This window comes from Pseudoduganella sp. R-34 (assembly GCF_049904655.1).
GTDB lineage: Bacteria > Pseudomonadota > Gammaproteobacteria > Burkholderiales > Burkholderiaceae_D > Rugamonas.
In genome coordinates, this window is record NZ_CP184572.1 from 3,970,280 (window position 1) to 3,986,695 (window position 16,416).

The following is a 16,416-nucleotide window of genomic DNA, read 5'->3' on the forward strand; positions in this document are numbered from 1 at the left end:
AGAAACCGTGAAACTCAATACTATCCTGGCCGCCTTGTGCTTCAGCATGGCAGCAAGCAGCGCTAGCGCGACCGTCCTGGAGTTCAGCAAGCTTACCGAGATGATGTATGGCGACGGCTTTCCGCTGGCGGACACCATGCGCTACGATGGACCGAACCTGAAGTACGAGGAGTCGGGTTTCCAGCTAACCCTGCACGCCCCTAATGCAGCACCAGGTGCGGCCAATGTTGGCAGCGGTACTTTCGAACCGCAGACCTACAACTGGCATGACGGCCTTGACAACGGCTCCGACACGTTCGTCACGCTGACCCGCATCGGTGGCGGCTTGTTCAACCTGAGTGGCTTTGACTACTTCGCAGACTGGAGCTCCATCTCCGCCGATGGGAAACTGGTTGGCGTCATCCAGGACGCAGGCATCTGGGCCACGGCCTTGACCGGCATCATGGAACTGCGCATCAGCTCCGGCGCATTCACCCAGATCGACAACATCGATGTCGAAGCTTCCACCCGGGCCGTAGGCTTGCCAGGGACGTTGTCGCTGATGCTGGCGGGATTTGCTGCCGCCGGATTCACGCGACGCCGACGCTAATCCTGTGAAGCCGCGGCAAATGGATCGCATCCACCTGCCGCGCGCCCCTTGTCCGACTCATTGCCTGCAGGGAGACTATGAATCAGGCCCGCCGCCAAGGCACCGGGCAGCCAGGCCAGCAGGTTGACCCGCATGTCGTGCTCGGACAAATCGGCGTGCCGCGCCGCCAGTGGCAAACACTGGCTGGCTAGCATGCCCTCGGGACCGGCGGCCACCAGCCGGGCCAGAAAATGGTATTGCCACTCCTGCAGTTCCTTCATGCCGACGCGGAATGCCATGCGCGTCACTGCGAGCAGCGAACGTGCGCGTGCCGGCGCGGGCGGTACGTCGTCGGCGGCAAGCAGGGCGCGCGCATAGTCAAGCGCCGGCACGTCCAGGTCCAGCAGGCGCAGGCAGGCCGGCGTGCGCAGCAAGGGATCGCACCCCATCAACCAATCCAGCGGCGAGACGGCTCGCCCGGCGGCGCGGCCGGCAGCCTCCAGTCCGGGCGCTCGGCCAGCCTCGGTGCAGGCGCGCTCCAACTGCGCCAACGCGACCGGCAACCGCAGTGCCCCATCGGCGCCCTGTCCCGCCTGGCTCGCGGCCAGGAAGCCGGCAAAACCCGCGCCCAGGTCATACAGCGATGTGGTGGATGGAGGATGGCGCCAGATGTAGCCCCTCGCAAAGAAGGAAAACAAGTCCTCGCCCAACAGCTTGTGCAGCAGTGGGTAGTCGGCGCGCAGGCAGTCCAGCAGTCGCAGCACATAGCCGTCGGCGTAGATGCGCATGCGCGCGGCAGGCGCTGCCCCATGGCCGTGGGCGATCACGTCGTCCAGGCGCCAGCCATGGCGTTGCAGCGCCAGCGCCTGCCCCTGCTCGACGCCACCCGGCGATGTCATCACCGTCAGGAACCAGGCTTGCAAATCAGGCAGAGACATCGACGCCATCCCCCTGCCCCAGGCAGAAATCGAGCGGCGTCGAAACGGCGTCTTCGCGGCGCGCTGCGGCAACGCTCTGCGGCATCCCGCCGTTGAGGACCTGGCGCGCCTTGCCCAGTTCGTCCAGCAATTCCGGGTAGGAGGGAATCTTCGCGTCCCATTCGAGCAGGGTCGACACCCCGCCTGTCAAGCGCTGGGCCAGCGCGTACAGCTGCCATACCGGCCCGGGCACCGGCGCATCGTGCGTGTCGACCAGGTAGGCGCCGCAGTCCGCCGGCCCGGCCAGGTGGATCTGGACGATGCGCTCGTGCGGCAGGCGCCGGATGTATTCCGCCGCGTCAAAGCCATGGTTGAAGGCCGAAACGTACACATTGTTCACGTCGAGCAGCAAGCCACAGCCGGTGGCTTCCGCCAGCCGTCCGAGGAACTCCCATTCCGGCATCTGCGAGGCGCGGAACTCCGCATAGCTGCTGGGGTTCTCCAGGACCAGCGGGCGCTCCAGGTAGTCCTGCACCTGGCGCACGCGCGCTGTCACGTGGGCCAGGCAGGCGTCCGTCAACGGCAGCGGCAGCAGGTCGTGCGCGTTGTGCGACGCCACGCCGGTCCAGCACAGGTGGTCCGAGACCCAGGCCGGCCCGATGTCGCCGGCCAGCCGCTTCAATCCGTCCAGATAGGCGAAGTTGAGCGGCGCCGTGCTGCCGATCGACAGCGACACTCCGTGCATGACCAGCGGCACCTGGCGCGCCACGGTCTCCAGCACATGGCGCGCATGGCCGTGGTGGCCGATGAAGTTCTCGCTGATGATTTCGAACCAGTCGACACCGGGGCCATGCGCCAGGATGTGCTGAAAATGCGGCGTGCGCAGGCCTACGCCGAGCCCGAGATCGGGCAGGCCCAGGCGCTGGCGCACACTGTCGCGCGCTTTGCCTGCCATCACGTGGATGGCGGCAGGGCCACGCGCAGGTCGGTCGGCTCCGGCATGGGCGCCGTCACCGGGGCGCCGCGCTTGGCCATTACTGCCTTGTAGGCTTCCCATGCCTTCCCGTACACCGAGTCGCCCTTGGTGAACGCCATGGTCTGACCCAGCGGCACCGCCTGGTGGTCCGGCCCCTCGAAGTCGTACAGCTTCATGGCCGGAGGCGGCGCCGTCTCCGGATACAGCTGCGAGGCCGAAATCGGCACCGCGCAGCCGCCGAAGCTGGCGCACTTGTTGTCGCTCGGCGCGCTGTATGGCGTCACTTTGCCGGTGCTGCCTGCGGCAGGCGCCTGCGCCACCTTGGCGCCGCACAGTCCTCCGCCTCCCGTATCGCGCTGCGCGAAGCCGCAGCCGCCCTGTGCATGGCAACCGTTGGAGCCGCGGCAGGTATGGTAGATCTCGATTGCCGCGCAGCTGGCGCCGGTATCCGGCTTGGCCAGCGACAGGCCCTGGCAGGCGTGGTACAAGGTATCCTTGCCGGGCGCGTCCAGGCCGTGGCGCAGGTCGGCCGACTGTCCCGTGATGGCCCAGCAGATCGACATGCGGTCACCCGATCCCACCATCGATGGATAGGGGAAGCTGACGCCCTGGTCCTGCCAGTATGTGTCGAGCACCGTGGTGATGCCGGCGATGGCGCCCACGGCCACCTCGCTCAGCATCTTGCGGGTGGCGGGACCCTGCGCCTTCAGGCGATTGAGCGCATCGGCCACCTGCTGCGGCGTGGGGATGTTGTGGGGCGCCGTTTCGGGATCGTACTGCGCGTTGGTCAGGTCGGCGGCGCTCCAGCCCTTGCCCTCCTTGTCCCATGCCGCATGCCACGCTTCCCAGGTCACGACCTGCTTGAGGATTTCGCGCACTTCCAGAAAGCGCTCGAAATGGTCCTGCTTCTTGCTGTCGGCGCGCGCCGCGGCATCGCGCGACGGCGACTGCTTGCCGTCCTGGTCGTAGGATGGATAGTCCGCTTCCAGCGCAGCGCGATCTTCCTGGTATTTCCCATCCACCGCCGTCAACAGGCGTTGCTTGCGGTAGCGCTGGATCTCGATGGTATTGCCCTCCCCCTGGTCGGAGATCGCACTCATCATGTCGATCACCTTGTCGAAGGCGGTGGCGGCGCTGGCCTGGTCTTCCGTCGTCAGCAAGGTGTCGAAGCGCGGGAACTCTTTCTTCGGGTGGCCATCGGCCTTGGAGTTGAACATGTCCTGCTGCACCGAGCCGGCGCGGAACATTTTCGTAAACAGCGACTCGCCATCCGCATATTCGATGCTCAGGTACTGGGCATAGCATTCGTACATCCAGCCGATGGTGCCGAACATCGGCAGGTTGCGCTCGGTGTAGTCCACCTGCCAGCCAGCGAACGGGACCTCGGGGAAATACCTCTTCGCGTTCTCAGGATCGCCTTCCAGTTCCTTGCGCGCATCCTTTTCCGGCTGCTCGATGGCCAGGAACAGCTTGCACTGGTTTTCGTTCAGCGCTTCCAGGTTGACGCGCACATGGCTGTAGTTACTGGTGTTCTGCAGGTCGACGATGTGGGGAATCACGCTGCAGTCGGGTCCATAGCAATGCCAGCCATGCTCTTTCGTCTGCAGCGACAGGCTGGTGAAGGACGGCTTGACGTCCAGCGCCGTAGCGATGTTGGAGGCCATCTGCAAATGCAGCATCTCCTGGATGAACACACTGAAGATGATGTTGAATGCCTTGGCGTTCGGCGTGCCCGGCATGGCGCGGGTCGACATGCCGGGCCATTCGCGGCCCTTGTAGTAAGTGGTGCCGTCGGAGTTGATCTGGTGCATGCCGTGGATCGAGTACATGGTGCTCATGTACAAGGGAATGGTGAACAGCTCCACGTTGATGGCCGCTTGCGCCATGGCGCGTGCGGCCGACTTGTCTTCCTCGACGAACTTCAGGCTGCGTCCGGTGATCGGCTTGATGGTCTTGCCCAACAATGGAATCTGCATGGAGCTTCTCCTCGGGGTGGTGAACCAGCGGGCGGCCCGCTGTGCCGCTACGACCTATAGCTCGGCAAGTGTGCCCGAGTCCCCTGCCCGGAATTCTCTCCAAATATTTACTTCGCGGAATATTTCGTTGCCGCTCCTTGAATTGCCTTGAGTTTCGCAACACTTGCGAATTACGAGCCGGACAAAATGGACTGATAATTAGTTATCAAAGCAAGCACGTATTAATACTTTTAAAAAAGTAGAAAAGCATGCGCCCGCCTTCCATTTAATTCTCTCCAATGCTCACATATTGAATTGAAAGCCTAAGTTCAAGCCCAGCCACCCTTTCCTGATGGTTGCGGAAATCCTACACATTCGTTCGGAAGCGTAACAGAATATTGTTTTTCCAGAGGCAAGTCTAAAATCCCATGTATTTTATGGTCCTATGAGCCAGTAAGCCAAACCCTTACCTCCTCGATAACCTGGCACCATTAACTGAGAAATCAAATTAATGCGCTCCATTCCTTGCAAGCTTCAGAATAAATACCGTCCAATAAACAAAATCGCGCTTGGCGCCGCCAGCCTGCTGATCCTGTCAGGCTGCTCGACGTTGAACGTCGATGGCGCCAAGCTGACGTTGCCTGAAGTGCGCGCCGCGCTGCGGGAGGACAAAACCGCCCTGGCCCGCGACGTCGAGCCGCTAAACGGCCCGCTGACCTTGGACAACGCCATCGCCCGCGCCATCAAATACAACGCTGACCGCCGCTTCCGCGCTATAGAACTGGCAGTGGCTCAGGACAGTTTTGAAGCAGGCAAATACGATATGCTGCCCAAGCTGGTAGCCTCGGCCGGCTACCGCGACCGCAGCAACGACCTGATCACGCGCAGCACCGATTCGGTCACCGGTGAACCGTCGCTGGCCCACCCGTATATTTCTTCCGAACGCCAAGCGCTGAATACAGAAATTGGCATTTCCTGGAGCCTGCTCGACTTCGGCCAAAGCTATTACGCCGCGCGCCAGAACGCCGACCGTGTATTGATCGCCGCCGAGCGCCATCGCAAGGCCCTGAATAACCTGGTGCAGGACGTTCGCTCGGCCTACTGGCGGGTCGTGGCGGCGCAAAATCTGCTGCCGCAGCTGCGCCAGACCATTGCCGATTCCGAGGCGGCGCTCAAGGATGCGCGCAAGGCTGAAGACGACCGCATCCGTACGCCGCTGGAACCGCTGCGTTACCAACGCCAGCTGCTGGAAAACCTGCGCCTGCTGGAAACGATCGAACAGGAGCTGTCGACCGGCAAAGTCGAGTTGGCCACCCTGGCAAACCTGCCGCTGACAGCTGACTACACCGTGGTCGAGCCGGCCAACGAAGTCAACGCTGCTTGGCTGCAGCAGCCGGTCGACCGTCTGGAAGAGTACGCACTATTGCGCAACCCGGACCTGCGCGAAGGCATCTACAACGCCCGCATCGCCCAGCAGGAAACCCGGCGTGCGCTGCTGAAGATCTTCCCTGGCCTGTCATTCAACTATGGCGTCAAGCACAGCAATGACGACTACCTGATCCACCGCAACTGGAACGAAGCGGGCGCACAGATTTCCTTCAACCTCCTGGGCTTGCTATCGGCCCCGGCACAGATGCGCCTGGCCGATGATGGTGTTGCGCTGGCCAACCAGCGCCGCATGGCGACCCAAATGGCCGTGCTGAGCCAACTGCATATCGCGCGCCTGCAATATGCCAACACGATCCGCCAGTACGAGCGCGCCGACGCCATTGCGGGCGTCGACAATCGCATCGCCCAGCACGTCGCCAACCAGGCCGAAGTGCAGAAGCAGTCGGCCCTGGACCGCATTTCGCAGCAGAGCAGCACTGTCCTGTCGCAGCTGCGCCGCTACCAGGCGCTGTCCAACGCGCAGGCCGCTGCCTCGCGCCTGCAGGCGACGCTGGGCATGGAGCCGGCCATCGCAGGTGCCGCCAACATGCCGCTGGACCAACTGACCGCGGCCGTCGGGCAGTCGCTGCAACGCTGGAACCAGGGCCAGCTGCCGCCGCTGAAGGACGGTAAATGAGCGCTGGACGCACTACCCTGGCCAGCCTGCTGGCAGCTGCCGCCCTGCCCCTGTTGAGCACCCGGGCCGCCACGCCGCCAACGGTCGGCGCTGCGCTCGATAGCCGTGAGATCCGTGCCCAGTTGATGCCGCGCCGCTACACGACCCTTGCCGCCGAGATCGGCGCCAAGATCAATCGCCTGCCGCTGGCTGAAGGCGCATCGTTCAAGCAGGGCCAGTTGCTGGTGCAGTTCGACTGTACGCTGCAGCAAGCGCAGCAGGCCAAGGCCGAGGCGGCGCTGATGGCGGCCGACACCAACTGGAAGGGCAACCAGAAGCTGGCTCAACTGAACTCGGTTGGCAAGGTCGAGCTGGATGTGTCAAAGGCGGAAATGCTGAAGGCCCAGGCCGAAGTGGGGGCCAGCCGCGCGCTGCTGGGCAAATGCCAGGTCAGCGCGCCATTTGCCGGCCGCATCGCCGAGCAAAAGGCGCGTGAGCAGCAGTATGTGCAGCCCGGCCAGGCATTGATGGAGATCATCGACGACAGCGCGCTGGAACTGGAATTCATTGTGCCGTCGCGCTGGCTCAACTGGGTGCACAGCGGCAGCGCCTTCCAGGTCAGTATCGATGAAACCGGCAAAACCTACCCGGCCAAGGTGCAGCGTATCGCTGCCAAAGTCGACCCGGTCAGCCAGTCGGTCAAATTGACAGCCGTCATCGAAGGCCGCTACGGCGAGCTGATCGCCGGCATGAGCGGCAAAGTGCTGATGACGCCGCCAACGCCGAAGTGATCTTTTACCACAACGGAAAGAAAGGGGATCCAATGAATTCGCGCTCTCGCATCACCCGTTGCCTCACCCTGACCGCGACCCTGGCCGCTGCCGCTGGCTGGAACAGCAGCGCCTATGCCTGCTCGGCAGAACCGTATTTGTCGTCAGTCTGCATCATGGCCTGGAGCAGCAATGACTTCCGTGGTTTTCTGCCGGCCGCCGGTCAACTGCTGAACATCTCGCAAAACTCCGCCTTGTTCTCGCTGCTTGGAACGACCTATGGCGGCAACGGCCAGAGCACGTTCGCCCTGCCCGACCTGCGCGGCCGCGTGGTGGTAGGCGCGGGCACCGGTGCCGATGGCATCCCCTATACAGTGGGCCAGGCTGGCGGTGTTGCCAACGCCACCCTGACGATGGCGCAAATGCCTCTCCACGTCCATAGCTCCGGCGCAGCCAGCCTGAATGGCGTCGCGGTCACGCTCGACCTGAGCAAAGCCACCGGCGCCACCGCCGCGTTGAGCGGTGCGACCTTCACGGCGAACACCAGCGCCCTGACGCTGAAAGCGTTCAGTGGCAACGGTACAGCCTCGGCTCCCGGTGGTGCTGCGCTGGCGACTACGGCCTCCCCAAGCAACAAGATTTACTCGACTACCGCGCCTGACGTCAACATGGCGGCGGGCACCTTCGGCGGCAGCATCGCGGTGAGCTCCACCAGCACGATCCCCGTCACCCTGCCGGCATCGGCCAGCGCCACGCTGAGCGGCACCGCGCCGGGCAGCGGCAACACCGGCCCGGCCGGCGGCAGCACGCCGTTCAGCAATATGCAGCCTTACCTTGTGATGAATTACTTTATTTCCACCCAGGGCGTTTACCCTTCCCGCAACTAAAGCAACGCGGCCGCTCTTCAGGGAGAGCGGCCTTTGGAACGATATGCAGTCCATTCGCATTTCCCTCCTGCTCGCCGCCGCGCTGTTTGCGGCGCCAGCGAGCGCAAAAAAGGCATCAGACTATGCAGAGCCGCTGCATGCCGCCTACGCTTTGCTGGACAAAGGCGATTATGCGCACGCCTATCCTGCATTCCTGCGCCAGAGTGGCAAGAATCCACTGGCTCAATTCATGCTAGGGCTGTTTCACCAAATTGGCTGGGGCCGCCCCGTTGACCAGGATGCCGCCTGTGCCTGGTTTGCCAAGGCTGCCAAGGGCAAGATTCCGACCGCCCAGCACTACACCGCGAACTGCCTGATGCGTACACCCGACGTACCTGGAAACGCGGGTGCCGCGCTGGCCGAATACCTGGCCGCTGCCGATGGCGGCCACAAGATCTCGCTGTGTTCGGCAGCCGAGTTCTACATCCGTGGTCGTTACATTGCCAGGGATGTGGTGCGCGGCCTGAACCTGTGCGCCCAGGCCGCGATGGCCAATTCGCCGCCGGCCATGCTGTTGCTGGCCAATTACCTGCAAAACGATCCTGACGTGCCGCGCGATCTTGCCGGCGCGCGCCACTGGTACCAACTGGCCGCCGGACACAACGTGCCCGAGGCACGGTACCAGCTGGCCATCATGCAGTCCCAGGGCGATGGCGGCCCGGTCGACAGCAATGCGGCGCTGGGCAATATGGAAGCCCTGGCTGCCGCCGGCTACGCGCCGGCCTACCTGCCTACCGCCGTCCTGTATGCCCATCAGCCACCGCAAGCCGACACCGGCGCGCCCAGCGCAGAACACCTGGCCAAGGCCTACCTGTGGGCCAGCGCAGCCAAGGCCAGCCTGGCCGACCCGGCCCCGGCTGAAAAACTGCTGGCCAGTGTCCTGGCCCTCATGCCCGCCGAATGGCGCCCCGGACTGGACCGGAAAGTCGCCGACCATTTGGGCAAATTTGCCGCACCTCGCGCCACCGGCGCATCCCCTGGAGCCTGACATGAACGATTCATCCTTCCCCGCCGATCGACGCCGCCGCCCCCTGCGCCGCAGCTCCCAACTGCTGCCGCTGGAGCAGCGTTTCATGTTCGACGGTGCTGTCGCCGATGCTGCGCATGCCGCCCAGGCGCACGAAGCACCGCCGGTCCCGCCCGCGGTCACGGTGCGGGCGGCCGAGCCGGCCAAGGACCAAGGCAAGAAGGAAGTGGCGATCGTCGATACCTCGCTGGCCAACTACAAGACTCTGGAAGCCGGCCTGCGCGCCGGCGTCGGCATCGTCGAATTCGACGGCAGCAAGGACGGCCTGGCGCAAATCGCGCAATGGGCTGCCAGCCAAAACGGTTACGACGCGATTCACGTCCTGTCGCACGGTGCGCAAAGCGTGGTCGATCTCGGCACCATGCACCTGAGCGAGAGCTCGCTGTCGTCGGCCGCGACCCAGCGGGAACTGGCGCAACTGGGCAAGGCGCTGTCCAGCGACGGCGACCTGCTGTTCTATGCCTGCGATGTCGCCGCCGGTGGCAAAGGCACTGCGCTGCTGGATGGCCTGGCACGCGCGACCGGCGCCGATGTGGCGGCGTCGACCGACGCGACCGGCGCCGCCGGCAAAGGCGGCAACTGGGGGCTTGAAGTCCGTGCGGGCAAGATTGAAACCGAGGCGCTGCGCATCAGTGACTACCAGGACTTGCTGACCCTGGTCACCATCACCAACAGCGACGCCGATTATTCGAACTATCAGTTCACCAAGAGCGTCAACGGCGTTACCTTTACCTTTGCCGGCGACCCGGGCTTCGGCGTCGGCATGGATGCATCCTTCGGGACAGACGGATTGTATGCATTCGATACCAGTACCGGGAGTGGCGTCAAGCTGACCATCTCGGCCCAGTCTGGTTATATGTTCGACCTGAGCGGCCTTGATGTGGGCACCAATGCCAGCGGAATAAGCATCCAATACACCGATGCCGGCAACCATACCAACACGGTGTCGCCGGGCGTGGCAAACGGCAGCTGGCAAACCCTCTCAGGTTTGGGCAGCACGGTCAGGAACGTAGTCAGCATCGTGCTGACCGCAAATGATTTCACCCTTTTCCAAAATTTTAATTTCATCAACATCCAGACGATAGCGCCGGTCGCCGTGGTCAATAGCGCCTCGCTGTCGTCCGATAGCGGCACCAGCAGCAGCGACTTCATCACCAACGTTGCCAGCCAGACGATCAGCGGTACGCTGAGCAGCGCGCTGGGCACGGGTGAAAAGGTGCAGGTGTCTTACGACAACGGCAGTACCTGGAGCGATGCCACCAGCTACACCGTCGGCTCCAGCAGCTGGAGCACCACCACCACCCTGTCCGGCAGCAATACCTTCCAGGCCCGCGTTTCCAATTCCAATACCTCCAGTACGGCCTATACGCACACCTACACCCTGGACACCACGGCGCCCGCCACCACCTTCAGCAACGCGGCGCTGGGAACCGATACCGGTGCCAGCAACACCGACTTGATCACCAACGTCTCCAGCCAGACCATCAGCGCCACCCTCGGCAGTACGCTGAGCGCGGGCGATGTGCTCAAGGGCTCGCTCGATGGTGGCAGCACCTGGACCGATATCACCGCCAAGGTTTCCGGCACCACGCTGACGTGGAACGGGGCCACGCTCGGCAGCGGGACCAATACCCTGATGCTGAAGGTGACCGACGCTGCCGGCAACGACAGCAGCACCTACAGCAAGAGCTATACGCTGGATACCGTCGCGCCGGCCACCACGATCAGCACCGTCAGCTTCTCGAACGACAGCGGCAGTTCCGGCAGCGACTTCAACACCAACGTCGCGTCGCAAACGGTCAGTGGCACGCTGTCGGCCAACCTGCAATCCGGCGAGACGGTGTACGTCTCGATGAACAACGGCGCCACCTGGACCGCGGCCACCACGACGGTCGGCACGAACACTTGGTCGCTGGCAGGCGTCACGCTCACCGCCAGTAACAATATGCGCATCAAGGTATCCGACACTGCCGGAAACGACGGCACCGTGCTAGTCCAGGCCTATGTCTACGACGCCACGGCGCCCAGCACGACGTTCAGCGGCCTGGCTTTCTCCAACGACAGTGGAGCCGCTGGCGACTTCATCACAAATTCCGCCAGCCAGACCATCAGTGCCACATTGAGTGGCAGCCTGGCAGGAGGCGATATCCTGTACGGTTCGCTCGATGGCGGCAGCACATGGACGAACATCACCAGCAACGTCAGCGGCACCGCGCTGAGCTGGACGGGCGTTACCCTCACAGGCAGCAACACCCTGCAGCTGAAGGTAGTGGACGCCGCCGGCAACCAGGGCGCGGCAAGCAGCCAAGCTTATGTGCTGGACACCGGCGTCCCTTCCGCGCCGTCCGCGCCGGTGCTGACCATCGACAGCGGTATTTCCAGCAGCGACCTGGTCACCAATGTCAACACGCCTACGTTCACGGGAAGCGCAGAGAATGGCAGCACGGTCAGGATCTACGATGGCGCTGTGCTGCTGGGCAGCGTGACCGCCAGCGGTGGTGTCTGGAGCTACACTTCGACCACGCTTGGCGAGGGCAGCCACAACATCTCCGCAACGGCAACTGACGCGGCCGGCAATGTCTCTGCATCGTCCAGTGCCATTGCGGTGACAGTGGATACAACTGCTCCAGTGGTCAATTCCGTGTCCGTGCCGGCGAACGCCACCTACTACACTGGCAATACGCTGGACTTTACTGTCAACTTCAGCGAAGCCGTATACGTGGACACCAGTGGCGGCACGCCGCGTATCGCGATGGTGATTGGCGCCACCACACGCTATGCCAACTACCTTTCCGGCTCTGGCACCAGTGCCCTGCTGTTCCGCTATACCGTGGTCAACGGCGACAGCGACAGCGACGGCATCACGGTCGGCGCCATGACATCCAACGGCGGCGTGCTATCCGACTTGGCGGGAAACATCGGCGTCAACACGCTGAATAGCGTCGGCAGCACGGCAGCGATCCTGGTCGATGGCTCGCAACCCAGTGTCACCAACATCAGCTCGACTACCGCAGACGGCGCCTATCGCACTGGCAGCACCATCACCATCACGGTCGATTTCAGCGGCACCGTGAACGTTGACACTACCGGCGGCACGCCGACGCTGGCACTCAACTCCGGTGGTACCGCTACGTACAGCGGCGGCAGCGGCAGCAGCACCCTGACCTTCAGCTATACGGTGATGGCGGGAGAAAACAGCGCCGATCTCGATTACACCAGCAGCAGCGCCCTTTCCCTTAATGGCGCCACCATTGCGGACGCGGGCGCCAGCGGCCAAAGCGCCTCCTTGACACTGGCCGCACCGGGCGCCGCCAGCTCGCTCGGCGCCAACAAGAACATTGATATCGACACCATTGCGCCTGTCGTCACCGGAAGCACGGCAGCATTCTCGGCCGATACCGGCATTTCCGGCACGGACCTGATCACCAATGTGGCAGCGCAAAGCATCAGCGGCACGCTGACCGGGAGCCTGCCGGCCGGGGACAGCGTACAAGTCTCGCTGGACAACGGCGCCACCTGGACCACCGCTCTTGCCTCAGGCAACAGCTGGTCGCTTGCCGCACCCGTCGTACTCACCGGCAGCAGCACATTGCAAGTGCGCGTCGTCGACCCCGCCGGCAACGCCGGCAGCGCCGCCTCCTTTGCCTACGTGCTGGACACCGCCGCTCCTGCTGCCGCTTTCAGCAATATCGCCTTCTCCAGCGACACCGGCATCAGCAATAGCGACCTGGTCACCAACATCAGCGCGCAAACCATCAGCGCCACCCTGAGCGCCGCGATGGCAAGCGGCGAACGTATGTTTGGCTCGCTGGACAACGGCGCCACCTGGACCGACATCACCAGCAAGGTCAGCGGCACAACGCTGAACTGGGATGGCATCACGCTAAGCGGCAGCAACACCTTGCAGCTGCGTATGACAGATGCCGCCGGCAATGATGGCGCCATTACCAGCAAGGCCTACGTGCTCGACACGACGGCACCGGCCACCGCCATCGCCAGCGCATCCTTTTCCGGCGACAGCGGCAGCAGCGCGAGCGATTTCATCACCAGCGTAGCGGCGCAAACCCTCAGCGGCATGCTGTCCGCCAACCTGGGGGCCGGCGAAACCGTTTACGTTTCCCTGGACAATGGCGCCAGCTGGCACGCCGCCAGCGCCAGCGTCGGCCAAAGTACCTGGTCGCTTGGCGGCCAGACGCTCAGTGCCAGCAATACCCTGCTGGTGAAAGTAAGCGACGTCGCCGGCAACGATGGTCCGGTCCACACGCAAGCCTATGTTTTCGACACGACAGCGCCAGTCAGTCCATCTGCCAATACAGTGTTCAGTAGCGATCTGGCGCCGGTGCTGTCAGGCAGCGCTGCGCTGGCTGGCGGCGAGACGCTTACCGTCACGGTCGGCGGTGCGAAATACGTCGTCAGCCCAGTCGGTGGCCACTGGAGCCTGGACCTTTCCAGCGCCACGCCCGCCAGCGGCACCCTGGCCCTTGCTCAAAACAGCAGCTACGACATCCTTGCGACCGCCACCGATCCCGCCGGCAATCCCAGCAGCGGCACCGGCAAGCTAACCATCGCCTCCACACCACTGGTTACCGGCTTCCAGCTGTCGGCGGATAGCGGCATCAGCAACAGCGATTTCATCACCAACGTGGCTGCACAGACCGTGAGCGGAACGTTATCGGCCCCACTGTTCAACGGCCAAACGGTGGAAGTGTCAGTCGACGGCGGCGCCACCTGGAGCCCGGCAAATGCCAGCGGAAATAGCTGGAGCGCCAACGTGACGCTCAATGGCAGCAACACCCTGATGGCGCGCGTTACCAGCGTCAGCGGGAGCGGCACGCCACTGCAGCATGCATTCACACTGGACACCACTGCACCAACCACCGCGCCATCGCTCATCTCGCTAAGCACGGATGGCATCGTCGACGGTGCCCTCTCGGCCCCTTTGGCTGCCGGCGAAGCCTTGCACGCTTCGTTAGATGGCGGAACCACCTGGTCTGCTGTCAGCACCATCGGTCGAGCCTGGTCCGTGAACAGCAACGGTGCCAGCAGCGTACAAGTAGCCGTACGCGATACCGCCGGCAATAGCGGCGCCACGCTGGTGATCAATACTGCGGTGCCACCAGCGATTCCCTTGCCCGTTACGCCGATGATGGCAGTTGCCCCGCCCAGTGCGCCATTCACCGTCGTTCCGGGTGGGGATGACCAGCAGGGGCAGGACCACCCGGATGCGACGGCGCCATTGGTGCTGCCGCTGACCAGCATGGGCGGGGACATTGCCTCCAGTTGGCCGGGCGCCGCGCCCAAACCGGTGCTGGACATTCTGCCAGCCACCGTCGCACTGGCACCGGTTCCAGGATTCGACCCAGGCCGAAGCGCAACGACCTTCAGCGATGTACAAGGATCGACCGGTGTCACCTTCCAGATCGCCATCGTGCCGGAACTGCCGGGTGGCGATACGCTGGTGGCATACCGGCCTATCCCGGATGTCAGCAGCGCTAGCGGCCAGCGGATATCCGTACAGATAGGCAGCGATGCCTTTGCCCAATCGAGCAAGAGCGCGAGCGTCATGTTGAGCGCGCAATCGGCGGACGGTTCACCGCTTCCCGGATGGATCAGGTTTGATGCCCGCACCGGGCGCTTTGAAGGCACGTCACCGCCGGCTTTCGAAGGCACCCTGAGCTTCAAGGTCATTGCGCGCGACAGCAAAGGCCATATCGCAACACAGGTGTTCAAGATTGTCGTTTCCAAGGATGGGCAAGCCGGTAAGCACAGCGAATGGCATGCAGAACCGGCCGGCCGGTCAAGTCTCGGTGAACAGCTGCGCGCGGCGCGCAGTGCGGCTGCGGCCCGTCTGGCGGCGCTCTCGCCATGAACGACGGCGCACTGCAGAATCCCTTGCTGCTCCTGCTGGAACTGGCCCAGCGCGCGCGCGCTGCGGCCAGTGCCAACGAACTGGCCTTCCTGGCGGTGAACGACAGCCGTGCGATGGCGCCTTATCGCCAGGCTGCGCTATGGTTCCAGTCCAGTGGCGTGCATACCCTGTCCGGCGTGGTCACGGTGGAAGCCAATGCACCCTACGCGCAGTGGCTGGACCAGCTTTGCCGCACACTCTCCGAACAGCACACGCTGACGACGCCGCTGGACATCGATCCAGCCCAGCTTCCAACTGCCATCAAAGGCGAATGGGACGAATGGCTGCCAGCGCACGCGACCTGGTTGCCGCTGCGTGGCTTGGCCAGTCCAGGCGGCCTGCTGCTGGCCGGTGAGGCTGCCCTGCCGCCCCATCAACTGGCGCTGTTGAGCGAATGGATGGACATCTGGCAGCACGCTTGGCGCGCCGCGCATCCGTCGCCGGGCTGGTCACTGGGCCGCCTGCCCACGCTGCTACGCGGCTGGTGGCAAGGCGGCACCCAGGACAAGCGCTGGCCTCGCCGGCTGGGCACTGTTGCCGTGCTTCTGGCCGTGCTGATGTTTCCGGTTCGGCTGACGGTTCTGGCGCCGGGCGAACTGGTGCCGGCCAATCCGGCCACCATACGCGCGCCGCTCGATGGCGTGATCGCCGCAATCTCCGTACGTCCGAACCAGGTGGTGACGGCTGGCCAGCCGCTGTTCTCATTCGACCAGGCTCCTATTGGCAGCCGGCTGAATGTAGCGCGCGAGGCCCTGTCCACCGCACAGGCAGAGTATCGCCAGAACGCCCAGCTGATGCTCAACGATCCACGCGCACGAAGCCAGCTGGCCGCGGCGCTCGGCAAGGTGGCGGAGAAGCAGGCCCAGGCCGAATTCCTTGAAGGCCTGGCGCAGCGCTCGCGGGTGTTGGCGCCGCAGGCCGGCATCGTCCTGTTCGACGATCCATCCGAATGGATAGGCCGTCCGGTGCAAACCGGCGAGCGCATCATGCAGGTCGCAGCGCCTGACGATGTTGAAATCGAAGCCTGGGTACCGATTGGCGATGCCATCCCCCTGGCCAACAACGCCCCACTACATCTCTACCTGGCCACGACGCCAATGTCGCCACTGAGCGGTTCGCTACGCTACATGAGCCACCGCGCCGTGACTCGTCCGGACGGAAGCTACGCCTATCGGGTGCGCGCGAGGCTGAACGCCCCCTCCGGCCAGCGTATCGGCCTCAAAGGCACAGCCAAACTGGGCGGAGAGCGTGTACCACTGATCTACTGGATACTGCGCCGGCCGTTGGCCAGCATTCGCCAGTTCATCGCACTTTAAGGGCGCCCC

General features: G+C 63.8%; 10 protein-coding genes. 7 read left to right on the forward strand and 3 right to left on the reverse strand.

Annotation, left to right across the window (positions count from 1 at the left end):
• The first annotated feature begins 7 nt into the window (after positions 1-7).
• Positions 8-589 (forward strand): hypothetical protein, encoded by a 582-nt coding sequence (locus ACN9MW_RS18130; RefSeq protein WP_426161851.1) that lies wholly within the window; start codon positions 8-10, stop codon positions 587-589.
• Here ACN9MW_RS18130 and ACN9MW_RS18135 read toward each other — a convergent pair.
• From ACN9MW_RS18135 to ACN9MW_RS18145, 3 genes are read right to left on the reverse strand one after another with little or no spacing between them, the layout of a single operon-like run.
• The gene (locus ACN9MW_RS18135) at positions 586-1,506 is read right to left on the reverse strand and encodes a putative DNA-binding domain-containing protein (RefSeq protein ID WP_426161852.1); all 921 of its coding nucleotides are present in this window, start codon (positions 1,504-1,506) and stop codon (positions 586-588) included. The genes ACN9MW_RS18130 and ACN9MW_RS18135 overlap by 4 nt on opposite strands.
• Positions 1,493-2,440 carry a DUF692 domain-containing protein gene (locus ACN9MW_RS18140; protein WP_426172233.1) on the reverse strand — a complete coding sequence of 316 codons (948 nt, stop codon included), beginning with the start codon at positions 2,438-2,440 and terminating at the stop codon, positions 1,493-1,495. The genes ACN9MW_RS18135 and ACN9MW_RS18140 overlap by 14 nt, the downstream gene beginning before the upstream one ends.
• The gene (locus ACN9MW_RS18145; protein ID WP_426161853.1) at positions 2,440-4,437 is read right to left on the reverse strand and encodes a ferritin-like domain-containing protein; all 1,998 of its coding nucleotides are present in this window, start codon (positions 4,435-4,437) and stop codon (positions 2,440-2,442) included. The genes ACN9MW_RS18140 and ACN9MW_RS18145 overlap by 1 nt, the downstream gene beginning before the upstream one ends.
• A 490-nt stretch (positions 4,438-4,927) precedes the next feature.
• Here ACN9MW_RS18145 and ACN9MW_RS18150 point away from each other — a divergent pair, with 490 nt between their 5' ends.
• The 6 genes from ACN9MW_RS18150 to ACN9MW_RS18175 are packed head-to-tail and all read left to right on the forward strand — an operon-like array spanning position 4,928 to position 16,407.
• Positions 4,928-6,481: a TolC family protein gene (locus ACN9MW_RS18150; protein WP_426161854.1), complete on the forward strand. Its 1,554-nt coding sequence runs from the start codon at positions 4,928-4,930 to the stop codon at positions 6,479-6,481.
• On the forward strand, positions 6,478-7,251 hold the full coding sequence (locus ACN9MW_RS18155; RefSeq protein ID WP_426161855.1) for an efflux RND transporter periplasmic adaptor subunit: 774 nt from the start codon (positions 6,478-6,480) through the stop codon (positions 7,249-7,251). The genes ACN9MW_RS18150 and ACN9MW_RS18155 overlap by 4 nt, the downstream gene beginning before the upstream one ends.
• Before the next feature lie 32 nt (positions 7,252-7,283).
• Complete coding sequence (locus ACN9MW_RS18160) at positions 7,284-8,117, forward strand: phage tail protein (RefSeq protein WP_426161856.1); 834 nt, start codon at positions 7,284-7,286, stop codon at positions 8,115-8,117.
• 43 nt (positions 8,118-8,160) lie between these two features.
• The gene (locus ACN9MW_RS18165; protein WP_426161857.1) at positions 8,161-9,144 is read left to right on the forward strand and encodes a tetratricopeptide repeat protein; all 984 of its coding nucleotides are present in this window, start codon (positions 8,161-8,163) and stop codon (positions 9,142-9,144) included.
• Position 9,145: 1 nt separating this feature from the next.
• A complete protein-coding gene (locus ACN9MW_RS18170; protein ID WP_426161859.1) occupies positions 9,146-15,052 on the forward strand; it encodes an Ig-like domain-containing protein in 5,907 nt (1,968 codons plus the stop codon).
• Positions 15,049-16,407, forward strand: coding sequence for an efflux RND transporter periplasmic adaptor subunit (locus ACN9MW_RS18175; protein WP_426161861.1), 1,359 nt, complete (start codon positions 15,049-15,051; stop codon positions 16,405-16,407). Before ACN9MW_RS18170 ends, ACN9MW_RS18175 begins: the two co-directional genes overlap by 4 nt.
• Positions 16,408-16,416: the final 9 nt, after the last annotated feature.

Bases quoted from the DNA above. Each gene is read 5' to 3' on its own strand.
- ACN9MW_RS18140 (WP_426172233.1), bottom strand. From the start codon at position 2,440: ATGGCAGGCAAAGCGCGCGACAGTGTGCGCCAGCGCCTGGGCCTGCCC.
- ACN9MW_RS18165 (WP_426161857.1), top strand. From the start codon at position 8,161: ATGCAGTCCATTCGCATTTCCCTCCTGCTCGCCGCCGCGCTGTTTGCG.
- ACN9MW_RS18145 (WP_426161853.1), bottom strand. From the start codon at position 4,437: ATGCAGATTCCATTGTTGGGCAAGACCATCAAGCCGATCACCGGACGC.
- ACN9MW_RS18160 (WP_426161856.1), top strand. From the start codon at position 7,284: ATGAATTCGCGCTCTCGCATCACCCGTTGCCTCACCCTGACCGCGACC.
- ACN9MW_RS18175 (WP_426161861.1), top strand. From the start codon at position 15,049: ATGAACGACGGCGCACTGCAGAATCCCTTGCTGCTCCTGCTGGAACTG.
- ACN9MW_RS18170 (WP_426161859.1), top strand. From the start codon at position 9,146: ATGAACGATTCATCCTTCCCCGCCGATCGACGCCGCCGCCCCCTGCGC.
- ACN9MW_RS18155 (WP_426161855.1), top strand. From the start codon at position 6,478: ATGAGCGCTGGACGCACTACCCTGGCCAGCCTGCTGGCAGCTGCCGCC.
- ACN9MW_RS18150 (WP_426161854.1), top strand. From the start codon at position 4,928: ATGCGCTCCATTCCTTGCAAGCTTCAGAATAAATACCGTCCAATAAAC.
- ACN9MW_RS18135 (WP_426161852.1), bottom strand. From the start codon at position 1,506: ATGTCTCTGCCTGATTTGCAAGCCTGGTTCCTGACGGTGATGACATCG.